The organism is Mesorhizobium sp. M1A.T.Ca.IN.004.03.1.1 (genome assembly GCF_003997555.1).
Taxonomy (GTDB): Bacteria; Pseudomonadota; Alphaproteobacteria; order Rhizobiales; family Rhizobiaceae; genus Mesorhizobium.
The window spans coordinates 302569-314683 of sequence record NZ_RZTV01000004.1 but is presented as its reverse complement, the minus strand read 5'-3'; the positions used below and the strand labels follow the sequence as shown (position 1 = coordinate 314683).

Below are 12115 nucleotides of genomic sequence, written 5' to 3'. Positions count from 1 at the left end.
CCGCCGCGCTTACCAGCGTGTCTTCTCACCAGGTGCTGCAGGCTCAATCGCCAGCGCGTGCACGCCGGCCTTCAATTCGTCGGCAAGGAGGCGATTGACGGCGCGGTGGCGCTCGATGCGGTTCATGCCGGCAAAATCCTGCGAGACGATACGGACGCGGAAATGGGTCTCGCCCGTGCCGTCGAAAACGGCCTCGTGGCCGTGCTCGACGTGGTGATGGCCGGCGTGAAGATGGCTTTCGTTGATGACGGTGAGCCTTTCCGGCGAAAATGCCGCCTTCAGCTTGTTTTCCATCGTCGACTGTATGGACATCGGGGCTTCCCTTCACCACATCTGCGGTACCGCCGCAAAATCTGTGCTTTCGACCGCTTTAGGCCGCGATTCAGCGGTTAGGGCGATCATCGGCGAAATGTCAATTCTTGTTTCGCGGTAGCGAACAGCCCATAAATGGGTGAGGATGAAACCGTATCCCAAATATTTCGAGAAAATTCGCATCCGGCCGGAAAAGGACGCGGAGCTGAAGTCGCGCGCGCCGATCTGCCAGTGGGACGGTTGCAGCGAGGCCGGTACGCATCGCGCGCCGGTCGGGCGCCTGAAGGAGGGCGAGTATTTCCGCTTCTGCTTTGAGCATGTGCGCGAATACAACAAGAGCTTCAACTACTTCTCGGGCGTGTCGGACAGCGAGATCGCCCGCTTCCAGAAAGAGGCGCTGACTGGACACCGGCCAACCTGGCGCATGGGCGCCAATGGCGGCGGCATGCGTTCGGCACCCGACTTCGCGCAGCAGCGCTCCGGGCGTGCAGGCTACTACAACCGCATGCGCGATCCCTTCAATCTGTTCGGCGGCGGAACGCGCGAAGTGCGCGAGCGCAAGGCAAAGCCGCTTGAGGCCAAGGCGCTGGAAACGCTTGGCCTTGATACAAAGGCGACTGGCAAGGATATCAAGGCACGCTATAAGGAACTCGTAAAGCGCCACCATCCGGATGCGAATGGCGGCGACAGAGGTTCGGAAGACCGGTTCCGCGATGTGCTGCAGGCCTATCGCGTGCTCAAGCAAGCAGGGTTGTGCTGAGCGACCCTACGGTCCATGTCGTTTTCCAACTTTCATAAGGTTGGAAAAGGCTCTAAGACCGCCCCCGAACAAATCGATTGCCGGCGAAACGCGGCGTTTCGCCCGTGGAGACGTTGATAGAGATGAACAAGGTCGATCGCGACATCGCCAACCTGCCCGATACGACGGTGCCGGTGAAGGAGAAATTCGGCTTCGACTCCAAGATGGTGGTTCCGGCCTATTCGGCGGCGACCGAGCACGTGCCCGACATCGACCCGGACTATCTGTTCGACAAGGCAACGACTTTGGCGATCCTCGCCGGCTTCGCCTACAACCGCCGCGTCATGGTGTCGGGCTATCACGGCACCGGCAAGTCCACCCATATCGAGCAGGTCGCCGCGCGCCTGAACTGGCCCTGCGTGCGCGTCAATCTCGACAGTCATGTCAGCCGCATCGATCTCGTCGGCAAGGACGCCATCGTCGTCAAGGAAGGCCTGCAGGTCACGGAATTTCGCGACGGCATCCTGCCCTGGGCCTATCAGCACAACGTCGCGCTCTGCTTCGACGAGTACGATGCCGGACGCCCGGACGTGATGTTCGTCATCCAGCGCGTGCTGGAATCGTCGGGCCGGCTGACGCTGCTCGACCAGAGCCGCGTCATACGCCCGCATCCGGCCTTCCGGCTGTTCGCCACCGCCAACACGGTGGGTCTCGGCGACACCACCGGCCTCTATCACGGCACGCAGCAGATCAACCAGGCGCAGATGGACCGCTGGTCGATCGTCACCACGCTCAACTACCTGCCGCACGACAACGAGGTGTCGATCGTGCTGGCCAAGGCCAAGCACTATCGCGACAGCAAGGGCAAAGAGATCGTCAACAAGATGGTGCGCGTCGCCGACATGACGCGCTCGGCCTTCATCAATGGCGACCTGTCGACGGTGATGAGCCCGCGCACGGTCATCACCTGGGCCGAGAACGCCGAGATCTTCGGCGATATCGGCATGGCGTTTCGGCTCACCTTCCTCAACAAATGCGACGAGCTGGAGCGTTCGGTGGTCGCCGAATTCTACCAGCGCGCCTTCGGCGAGGATCTGCCGGAGAGCGCCGCCAACGTGGTGCTGGGGTAAGGCGCGTGCCGGAAGGCTTGGCCTTTCGGACCACAACGCGCAGGGAATGATCGATGGCGGGTCCGGGCGACAACACGCGCAACAAGGCGAAGAACGGGTCTGAAGCGGACAGCTTCAAGCGCGCCGTCACCGTCTGCATGCGCGCCGTCGCCGGCGACAAGGATCTCGAGGTCGGCTTCGCCAAGGACCGGCCGGCGCTGGCCGGCAACCGCGCCAGGCTGCCCGAGCTGCCGAAGAAGGCCTCCCGCACCGACATCGCGATCACCCGCGGCATCGGCGATTCCATGGCGCTGAAGCGCGCCTGCCACGATCAGCGTATCCACAGCAAGCTGGCGCCGGAAGGCAAGCTCGCGCGGGCTATTTTCGATGCCGTCGAGCAGGCCCGCGTCGAGGCGATCGGCAGCCGCGCCATGCAGGGCGTGGCCGACAATATCGGCTCGATGCTCGAGGACAAATACGCCAGGGCAAACCTCGTCGACGTCAAGGACAAGGCCGACGCCCCGCTCGAGGAGGCGGTGGCGCTGATGGTGCGCGAAAAGCTTACCGGCCGCACCGTGCCGAAGAGCGGCGAGCGACTGGTCGATCTGTGGCGGCCCTGGGTCGAGGAAAAGGCCAGCAGCGACCTCGACGGCCTGTCGTCCAGGCTCGATGACCAGCAAGCCTTCGCCCGCATCGTGCGCGACATGCTCGTCTCCATGGAGATGGCCGAGGAACTCGGCGACGACCAGGAGACGGAAGACTCGGAGGACAACGAGGAAAACGAGCAGCAGGGCGAGGAGCAGAGCGAGGAAGGCGGCGAGGACGATTCCGGCTCCGAACAGTCGCAGTCCGAGGACGCGGAGGCTTCCGCCGACGAGGAAGAGTCGGCCGAAACGGAGGCGACCGACGCCACATCGGACGACCTTTCGGACGAGGATGATTCCGACGCCGAGACGCCAGGCGAGGCGCGCCGCAACGACAATCCCTTCCTCAACCTGCCTAAGGAAATCGACTACAAGGTCTTCACCACCGCCTTCGACGAGACGGTCGGGGCCGAGGACCTTTGCGAGGAAGAGGAGCTCGACCGGCTGCGCGCCTTCCTCGACAAGCAGCTCGCCAATCTCTCCGGCGTCGTCGGCCGCCTGGCAAACCGGCTGCAGCGGCGGCTGATGGCGCAGCAGAACCGCTCCTGGGATTTCGATCTGGAGGAGGGTTATCTCGATCCATCCAGGCTGGTGCGCGTCGTTATCGATCCGATGCAGCCGCTGTCCTTCAAGCAGGAGCGCGACACCAAGTTCCGCGACACGGTGGTGTCGCTGGTGCTCGACAATTCGGGCTCGATGCGCGGGCGGCCGATCACGGTTGCCGCGACTTGCGCCGACATCCTGGCGCGCACCCTGGAGCGCTGCGGGGTTTCGGTGGAAATCCTCGGCTTCACCACACGCGCGTGGAAAGGTGGGCAGGCACGCGAGAAGTGGCTGAAGGACGGCAAGCCGCCGAATCCGGGCCGGCTCAACGATCTGCGCCACATCATCTACAAGTCCGCCGACCATCCGTGGCGGCGCGCGCGCCGCAATCTCGGCCTGATGATGCGCGAGGGCCTGCTCAAGGAAAACATCGACGGCGAGGCGCTGCTTTGGGCGCACAACCGGCTGATCGGCCGGCCGGAACAGCGCAAGATCCTGATGATGATCTCGGACGGCGCGCCGGTCGACGATTCCACGCTCTCGGTCAACCCCGGCAACTATCTGGAGCGCCATTTGCGCGCGGTGATCGATCTCATCGAGACGCGCTCGCCGGTGGAGCTTCTAGCCATCGGCATCGGCCACGATGTCACGCGCTACTATCGCCGCGCCGTCACCATCGTCGATGCCGAAGAGCTGGCCGGCGCCATGACGGAGCAATTGGCATCGCTGTTCGGCGAGGAGAGCGCGCGCGACACGCGGCGCGGTGGCTTGAGGCGCGCCGGATGATCCTTTCGCGGGGCGGATTCCGGCGGACGGCTTTTGTTTGCGCGCTGGTCTGTTCGGCCGCCTCTCCGGTCTTCGCCGAGGGAGGCGCTGCGGTCGAGACGATCGAAGTTTCAGCGCGGCCGATCACCGAGTTACATATCGGCCGCGACCGGAAACAGTTCGGGTCGCTCGAGTTCGTCGGCGGGCTGGAGATGACCTCGCCGTCGCGCGATTTCGGCGCACTTTCGGCTTTCCGCTTCCTCAAATCAGGCAGCGATTTCATCGGCGTCACCGATACCGGCTTGTGGTTCTTCGGCACCATCACCCACGATGCCGACAAGCGCCCCTCGGGCGTGTCGAATTTCCGCATGCAGCAGATGGTCGACGCCTCGGGCCAGCCGATCGAGAAGAAGTGGGAGGTCGACGCCGAAGGCCTCGCGGTCAAGGACGGTATCGCCACCGTCGGTTTCGAGCGCGACCAGCGCGTCGTCCAGTTCAAGGTCGAGCCGGACAATATGAAGGCGCCGTTCAAGACGCTCGACTATCTGGTCCCGGCGCGGGAGCTGCGCCAGAACCGCGGCTTCGAGACGGTCACACACGCCAACCCTTACGGCCAGCACGAGGGCGGCCTGGTCGTGGTGTCGGAAAAGAGCCTCGACAAGGCCGGCAACATCTATGCCGCCATCATCGAGGGACCGAGGAAGGGCGTCTTCACCGTCAAGCGCAACGGCAATTTCGACATCACTGACGGCGCCTTCCTGCCCGATGGCGACCTGCTTCTGCTCGAACGCAGCTTCTCGATGGCGCGCGGGGTGAAGATGCGGCTGAGGCGTATCTATGGCGAGAGCATCGAGAAGGGCGCGGTCGCCGACGGCCCGGTGCTGATCGACGCCGATATGGGTTACCAGATCGACAATATGGAAGGGCTCGACGTCTGGACCCGCGACGACGGCGCGCTGATGGTGTCGCTGGTGTCGGACGACAATCAATCGATCCTGCAGCGGAACCTCTACCTGGAATTCATCCTGCACCAGGATTGAGCGGTGCTTGGTTTCGTTCAATTCGGGACGGAAAACCGCTGCGCATTTGTCCCGAAGTTGCCCGCCCTCAGCGGACTTTATAGATCTCGACCGGCTTGCTCGCCGTCGCCCTGTCCAGTTCCAGCCAATCGGGAACGTCCCGCTTCAGCAGCCTCGCGGCCAGGCCCTTGGGAGCTTGGGCGGCGAGCGAAAGCTCTTCCGAATTGCCGCGGCATATGGCGACCAGCCCGACATGCTCGCGCTCAATGATGGCGCGGGCGGCATCCGGCGTTCCCATGAAGGCGTCGAGCATGGCGAGATTGCCGCCGACATTGCGATGATAGGGGCCGGCCAACGCCCTATGGCCGGTAAACATCAAGATGGGGGAGCCGAGATTGGAGGACGCAAGCACCGTCGTTGCCGGCATGCCGGCCAGGTCGCTGAAGTCCGAGGCCTTGCCGCAGGTCAGCGCATGATCGGCATCGGAATTGATCTTTGCGGGTGCCTTTTGGACCACGGACTGCGCGGCGACGGCGACGCCGGCCCAGGTCGCATTGAGCGACACCAGCCATGCCGCCGCGATGCGGGTGGAGACGCGCCACGGCTGCGCGGCGCTTGCCTGCAGGCGAACCCCGGCGATCCAGGTCGAGAGCGGCAGCACCGCGAAGGCAACCGAGAAGGTCGAGCCGCGCACCTGCCATAGGCTGACGGCGAAAGCGACGATCAGCAGCACGGCGGTAAGGGCTTCCTCGCGGCGCAGGCGGCGGCTGCGCAGCTGAAGGCCAATCAACAGGATTGCGATGAAGGGCGTCACATAACGCGCCGCCATCAGCTTCGGCTCGTTGACGGCTACGCTGAGGAAGGGCTGCGCCTCAACGACGTCGTTCAGCCAATAGGTGCGAATGCGCTCATCCATGCCGGCATAGGGCGATGCCAGGCATTGCGGGAAGAACAGGAGCGCAACGGCCGCAATTGCAACGGCCAACGCGGACATTGAGAGGAACCGCCTCTTAGCCGTCGACTGTCCGGGTAGACCCGCAATCGCCGCGAGTGCAAAGCCCGACAGCGCCGCGATGACGAATTGGAAAGCCGAGAAGGCGTCGCACTCGGCCACGCCCCAGGCCGACGGCGGTATGGTGGCAACGAGAACCACCAAAGCTATCGCGGCAAATCCGATGCCGAAGCCGCGCACGGTCTGGCGCTCGCTTTCATCGAAGATGAAGAGCACGGCGGCGCAGGCGCCAAGTGTGGCCACATAAGGCGCCGTCTCCATGCCGACGGCAAGGGTGAGGCCTGCACACAGGCCGGACAGAAGAGCGGCTGACCGCCGGAAGGGAGCCTCCGTCATAAGCCAGAGACTGGCTGCCGTGAGCAGGAGCTGGACGTTGTGGTGGTCAAGGGTGCCAGGGTGGAAAATGCCGATAAAGAACAGCGCCGCAGTGGACAGCACCAGCGCAGGCATCGCCACGTCCGTACCGGCGAAACGCCGGGAAGCGCGCAGGATGACGAATATGGTGAGCCCATATAGGGAAAGCGGCCAGATGATCTGCGCTGCCTTTTCAGCGGCAGCCGTGCTGGCGCCTAGGGCCTGGAAGGTGAAGATGATCAGCGCGATCGGGGTGTCGACCAGCCGCGACCAGTGCATGACGAAGCCGCCGGTCAGGCCCATCCTGTATTGATGAAGATCGAACCAGCCCTGTCCAGCCAAGAGGTCGCGAACTTCGACCAGCCTCAGCATGCTGTCATTGTCGGCGCCAAGGTCCGCGATCGTTGGGAAGCCGGAGATCGCGTTGATCCCCAGCACGAGCAGCGTCGCGCAGAGGGCAAGCAGAAGGTCATGTTTCCAACCGGTGCCCTGGATGGTCATGTTGATGGCAATGTCCTGGATCGTTTTGGCGATCCTGCACCAATGGCCGTAACAAAGCGTAAAGCCGCGAAGGGCCGCTTCAAGGGTCAGGCGATGGCCGGCTGGCTCCAGCGGGCGGCAAGCAGCCGGTAGGGGATCAGCGCCACCACCGCGATGATCAGCTTGACCGAGAGATCGCCCAGCGCCCAGGACACCCAGCGCATGGTTTCGACAGGCAGCACGCCCATCAGCGGTGCCGTCTCCAGCGCGAAGCCGTCGTTCGGCCCGACAAAGGCGAAGGCGGCGGAGAAGCCGACGCCGAAGAACACCACCGTGTCGAAGACAGAGCCGACCAGCGTGCCGACGATCGGCGCGCGCCACCAGCTTTGCCGGCGCAGACGATTGAACACGGTCACGTCGAGCAGTTGTGCGGCGACGAAGGCGGCGCCGGACGCGGCCGCGATTCGCACCAGCCGGTCAGCGGCGGTCTCGAACGCGATCAGACCGTGGCGGAACAGGAAGGGCGGAACGAGGATCGAGCAGACGACCGCCGTCATGAAGCCGACGAAGACCACTTTGCGCGCCACAGCGGGGCCGTAGCGACGATTGGCAAGATCGGTGACCAGGAAGGAGAAAGGATAGGTGAAGGCGCCCCAGGTGAGCAGGTCGGCCAGCGACAGGCCGCCGATCTGGCCCTGCATCGGGAACTGGACAAGGATGTTGGACGCCACGACGACAAGCGCCATGGCGGCCACGAAAGGCAGGTATCGTGAAAGGAAGTTCATTTTTTTATCCTGGGTAATGGAACCAGCCGAGCGTCATGACGGCGCTCACTGTCCGAGCACCAGTTTGGAGCCGGTGCTCGAGGCGGTCGTCCCCCGCCTGAAAAGAGAGCTTTAGGCGGCCGACTGCTCGGCGAGCTTTTTCGCGATCTGCTTCTTCAGCAGGCGAGCGCGCTGCGACAGCTCCTTGGCGTCGGCCTTGGCCAGGAACGCGTCGAGGCCGCCGCGATGCTCGACCGAACGCAGCGCGTTGGCCGAAATGCGCAGGCGAACGTTCTGGTTCAGCACTTCGGAAATCAGCGTCACATTGACCAGGTTGGGCAGGAAGCGACGCTTGGTCTTGTTGTTGGCATGGCTCACATTGTGGCCGGTCTGGACTGCCTTGGCAGTGAGCTCGCAGGTGCGGGACATCTTGTCTAACCTTCAGTTCTAAACCTGCCAAACCATTCTGCCCGCGCCAGGCGGCGCGCGGTCTCGGTCAGGCGGCCTTTGGAAAAGTTGGCGTTCCATAGTTGCATTTCGCCACTACGTCAAGCTCCCGGCACCTACGCGGCGGCCAAGCTCGCTCCATATAAAGGCCGGAATTCGTCGTATAAGCCCTGCGCGAAGGGATTGCCAGGCTGGAACCGTTGCGTTTCCGCCAGTATCAAGGACCTGCCGCCGCCATGCTTCGCCCATCCCAAGCCCTTGCCGCGCTGCTCGCCGTCGCTGTGCCTACAACCGCCTTCGCTGCTGCCTCGCCGCAGTCCTTCAAGGGCGAATACACCGTGTCGTTCCTGGGCCTTTCGGTCGCCAGGGCGACGTTTTCCAGCCGTTACGACGGCGACACCTATGCCATCAATGGCACCGTCTCGGCCGCCGGCATCGCCAAGCTGTTCGACGATACGAAAGGCACGATCTCGTCGAAGGGTACGATTTCGGGCCAGCAGATGCGGCCGCGGGCCTTCCGGGCCGACTATACTTCCGGCAAGAAGGCATCGGTGGTCGACATACGCTTCGCCGATGGCGACGTCTCCTCGACGAAGGTCGTTCCGGAGCCCGGCAAGCGCGATCCCAAGAATTGGGTGCCGGTCGGCTCCGGCGACCTGAAATCGGTGGTCGATCCGATGGCCGCGACCGTCGTCCATGCCGACAGCCTGGACAAGGTCTGCGGGCGGACCATCAAATTCTACGATGGCGAGATGCGCGCCAACCTGTCGCTGACCTATGCCTCGAAAGGCTCGATCTCGGTGCCGGGCTACAAGGGCGACACCGTGACCTGCAAGATGGGCTTCGAGCCGGTGGCGGGCTATCGCAAGGGCCGCAAGGCGCTGGACTTCCTGAAGAACAAAAGCCGCATGATGGTGACATTTGCACCCGTCGGCCAATCCGGCGTATATGCGCCGATCCGCGCCACGGTCGGGACCCAGATCGGCCCGCTGACCATCAGCGCAAGACGGTTCGAAGCAGCCGAATAGTTAGGCGCCACGGCGCGCCGCCGGGGATGGGGCATGGGGCGCGCAACACTGATCGGTTTCTCGGCGGACGCCCTGTGGGCGCTGTTTGCACTGCTCACCAAAGCCTCGGGGCTGCGCAAGCCGGCGACCGGCGGAGCGCGCGCATGATGCCGTTTCCGGGCGGCATCGACGCCAATCCCAATGCGACGCTTTTGTTCTCGATCGCCGCCGCCGCGATTGACGTCCTTGCGCTCGAGCTGCCGCCACGCCTCGCCCGTTCCGCCGCCAAGACGCTGGCCGTGGCCTTGCTGGCGGCGCTCGCCGTCATGCAGGGCAGTCCGCCGCTGCTCGTCGCAGCGCTGGCGCTCAGCGCCGCCGGCGACGCGTTCCTCTCCCAAGACGGTGAAAAAGCCTTTCTTGCAGGGCTGGCGAGCTTTCTTGCCGCACATGTCGCCTATGTCGCCTTGTTCCTGAACGCCGGTGGCGGAATCGGCCTGCTCACCGCCGAGTCCTGTCGCGGCGCCATTGCGCTGGCGCTGGCGGTTTTCGTTATCACGATGCTCGCCGCGCTTTGGCGGCGCGTCGGAGCTGCCCTGCGCGTTCCGGTCGCCGTCTATGCCGGGGCGATCCTCGCCATGGGTGTTTCGGCGCTCACGACCTTTCATCCCTGGGTCATCGCCGGAGCCGTGCTGTTCATCATATCGGACGGGCTGCTGGCGGCAGAGCGCTTCCTGCTGGCCGCGAGCTCGCCGCATCGCGTCTGGATGCGCTACGCGGTCTGGGTGCTCTATTATGCGGCCCAGTTGGCGATCACGCTTGGTTTCCTGCTGGCCTAGGCTGTTTTCGGCTGCCAGTCCGGCTCGGCCAGCTCGAAGGCGGCGAAATCGAAGCCCGGTGCCACCGTGCAGCCGACCAGCGTCCATCCGCCGAGGCTGCGCGCCGACTGCCAACAGCCGGCCGGGACCACGATCTGCGGCCGCTCGCCGGCGGAAAGTGCCGCGCCCAATAGATGTTCGACGACGGTGCCGGAGCCTTCTTGGTGCGTGGCGAGAGCCAGCGGCGCGCCGGCATAGAAATGCCAGACCTCGGCCGCGTCCTTGACCCGGTGCCAGGCCGAACGCTGGCCTTGCTCCAAAAGGAAATAGATCGCGGTCGAATGGCCGCGCGTGCCACCCTCCGCGTCGCGAAACGTCTCGGCATACCAGCCGCCCTCGGGGTGCGGCTCGAGGCCGAGCGCGGCGATGATTTCGGCGGCGCTGGTCATAAAGGAGCGCTCAGAAGTTATCCTTGCGCTTGCGGATCTCGGCGAACACGTCCGTATCGCTCGCCCTCTCCATGCCGAGATGTCTGCGGATCGCCGGGTCGTGCCAGCGCAGGAACGGATTGGTCGACAGTTCCTCGCCGATCGTCGTCGGCAGGGTCGGCTTATTGTCGGCGCGCAGCTTCTCGATCCTGGCGGCGCGCTCTTTCAATGCTGAATTGCTGGGGTCGACGGTCAGGGCGAAGCGCGCGTTGGCCAATGTGTATTCGTGGCCGCAATAGATGACGGTCTCGGCCGGAAGGGCGGCAAGTTTCTTCAGCGAATCGTGCATAACCGGCGGCTTGCATTCGAAGAGCCGACCGCAGCCCAGCGCAAACAGCGTGTCGGCGGTGAAGGCCACTTTCGAGGCCGGCAAATGGTAAGAGACATGGCCGGCGGTATGGCCGGGCGTCTCGATGACCTCGATCTTTTCCTCGCCGAGGCGCATGACGGAACCCTGGCTGACCGTCTCGTCGATGCCGGGGATCTTCGCCTGTTCCGCTTCCGGTCCGACGATGGTGAGCTTGAAACGCTCCTTCAGGGCCAGGTTGGCCTCGACATGGTCGCCATGATGATGCGTGGTCAGGATCATCGTCGGGGTCCAGCCGGTGCGCTTGATCGCGGCGAGGATCGGCGCTTCTTCCGGGGCATCGATGATCGCCGTCTGCCCGCTTCTGGGGTCATGCACCAGAACGCCGAAATTGTCGGTGCGGCACATGAACTGTTCGATTTCGACCGGCATCACGTCGCTCTCCGTTATGGCCGCAGACATAGGGCGCCCGGCCGCCGATGTCATCCGCCTTTGTTGAACTCGCCGGATATCGCGGCTACCGTCCGGCGCATGCATTCCGATATCGTCGATCTCCGGTCCTTCTATTCGACCACGCTCGGGCGCCTCGCCGAGCGCGCGATCACCATGTCGCTGTCGTCGATATGGGCGCCCGTTCCGAACGAGCGCCTAGTCGGTCTCGGCTACACGCTGCCGTGGCTGGAGCGGTTCGGCGCCGATGCCGAGCGCGTCTTTGCCTTCATGCCGGCGACGCAAGGGGCGGTGGTCTGGCCGGCGACGGGGCCGACGGCGACGGCGCTGGTCTTCGACGAGGAGCTGCCGCTGGTCGATTCCTGCATCGACCGCATGCTGCTCGTCCACTCGCTCGAACATGTCGAAAATCCGCGCGAGACGCTGAACGAGATCTGGCGCGTGCTGTCGCCGGCGGGCAGGGTCGTCATCGTCGTGCCCAACCGGCGCGGCGTCTGGGCGCGTTTCGAGCACACGCCCTTCGGCAACGGCCGGCCGTTCTCGCGCGGCCAGCTCACCGAATTGCTACGCGAGGCCAATTTCACGCCGGCCGCATGGTCAGACGCGCTGTTCTTCCCGCCATCGCCGCGGCGCTCCATGATGCAGTTCCACAACGTGCTGGAGCGAGCCGGCCGGCGGCTCTGGCCGATCTTTTCCGGGGTCATCGTCGTCGAGGCGCAGAAGCGGCTCTACCAGGGCGTGCCTGTCGCGCAGCGCGCGTCGCGCCGCGTCTTCGTGCCGGTGTTCTCGCCGCAGGGCGCAACGACGCTCGGACGTCGGGCCGACGACCCGGTGCCGCGGGCGGGCGGATGACGCGTTCG

General features: G+C 64.5%; 13 protein-coding genes. 7 read left to right on the top strand and 6 right to left on the bottom strand.

Going from position 1 to position 12115, the window contains the following annotated elements:
• Positions 1-9 precede the first annotated feature (9 nt).
• Positions 10-312, bottom strand: coding sequence for a BolA family protein (locus tag EOD29_RS15450; RefSeq protein WP_066990338.1), 303 nt, complete (start codon positions 310-312; stop codon positions 10-12).
• 145 nt (positions 313-457) lie between these two features.
• Here EOD29_RS15450 and EOD29_RS15445 point away from each other — a divergent pair, with 145 nt between their 5' ends.
• The 4 genes from EOD29_RS15445 (at position 458) to EOD29_RS15430 (ending at position 5152) form a co-directional block, all read left to right on the top strand.
• The gene (locus tag EOD29_RS15445) at positions 458-1072 is read left to right on the top strand and encodes a J domain-containing protein (RefSeq protein ID WP_066990335.1); all 615 of its coding nucleotides are present in this window, start codon (positions 458-460) and stop codon (positions 1070-1072) included.
• A 122-nt stretch (positions 1073-1194) separates the two neighbouring features.
• Complete coding sequence (gene cobS / locus EOD29_RS15440) at positions 1195-2181, top strand: cobaltochelatase subunit CobS (RefSeq protein ID WP_066990333.1); 987 nt, start codon at positions 1195-1197, stop codon at positions 2179-2181.
• 53 nt (positions 2182-2234) lie between these two features.
• Positions 2235-4133, top strand: a complete 1899-nt coding sequence (gene cobT / locus EOD29_RS15435) for a cobaltochelatase subunit CobT (RefSeq protein WP_127247135.1) — start codon at positions 2235-2237, stop codon at positions 4131-4133.
• Complete coding sequence (locus EOD29_RS15430; protein WP_127247134.1) at positions 4130-5152, top strand: esterase-like activity of phytase family protein; 1023 nt, start codon at positions 4130-4132, stop codon at positions 5150-5152. The genes cobT and EOD29_RS15430 overlap by 4 nt, the downstream gene beginning before the upstream one ends.
• A 67-nt stretch (positions 5153-5219) precedes the next feature.
• Here the strand turns inward: EOD29_RS15430 and EOD29_RS15425 are convergent, their stop codons facing one another.
• From EOD29_RS15425 to rpmB, 3 genes are all read right to left on the bottom strand, one after another.
• Entirely contained in the window at positions 5220-6998 is a 1779-nt protein-coding gene (locus EOD29_RS15425; protein WP_127247133.1) for a GtrA family protein, read from the bottom strand.
• 86 nt (positions 6999-7084) lie between these two features.
• Entirely contained in the window at positions 7085-7762 is a 678-nt protein-coding gene (locus tag EOD29_RS15420) for a queuosine precursor transporter (protein ID WP_127247132.1), read from the bottom strand.
• Between the two features lie 111 nt (positions 7763-7873).
• Complete coding sequence (gene rpmB, locus EOD29_RS15415; protein ID WP_066990317.1) at positions 7874-8170, bottom strand: 50S ribosomal protein L28; 297 nt, start codon at positions 8168-8170, stop codon at positions 7874-7876.
• Between the two features lie 254 nt (positions 8171-8424).
• Between rpmB and EOD29_RS15410 the strand changes: the two genes are divergently transcribed.
• A complete protein-coding gene (locus EOD29_RS15410; RefSeq protein WP_127247131.1) occupies positions 8425-9216 on the top strand; it encodes a DUF3108 domain-containing protein in 792 nt (263 codons plus the stop codon).
• A gap of 143 nt (positions 9217-9359) precedes the next feature.
• A complete protein-coding gene (locus EOD29_RS15405) occupies positions 9360-10031 on the top strand; it encodes a lysoplasmalogenase (protein ID WP_127247130.1) in 672 nt (223 codons plus the stop codon).
• On the opposite strand, the gene EOD29_RS15400 is transcribed toward EOD29_RS15405, so the two are convergent.
• Together EOD29_RS15400 and gloB are read right to left on the bottom strand one after the other, a co-directional pair.
• Positions 10028-10459: a cupin domain-containing protein gene (locus EOD29_RS15400; RefSeq protein WP_127247129.1), complete on the bottom strand. Its 432-nt coding sequence runs from the start codon at positions 10457-10459 to the stop codon at positions 10028-10030. The two genes, EOD29_RS15405 and EOD29_RS15400, sit on opposite strands and share 4 nt — an antisense overlap.
• A gap of 10 nt (positions 10460-10469) precedes the next feature.
• Complete coding sequence (gene gloB, locus EOD29_RS15395) at positions 10470-11237, bottom strand: hydroxyacylglutathione hydrolase (RefSeq protein ID WP_127247259.1); 768 nt, start codon at positions 11235-11237, stop codon at positions 10470-10472.
• Between the two features lie 99 nt (positions 11238-11336).
• On the opposite strand from gloB, the gene EOD29_RS15390 reads away from it, so the two are divergent.
• Positions 11337-12107, top strand: coding sequence for a methyltransferase domain-containing protein (locus EOD29_RS15390; RefSeq protein ID WP_095824183.1), 771 nt, complete (start codon positions 11337-11339; stop codon positions 12105-12107).
• Positions 12108-12115 lie beyond the last annotated feature (8 nt).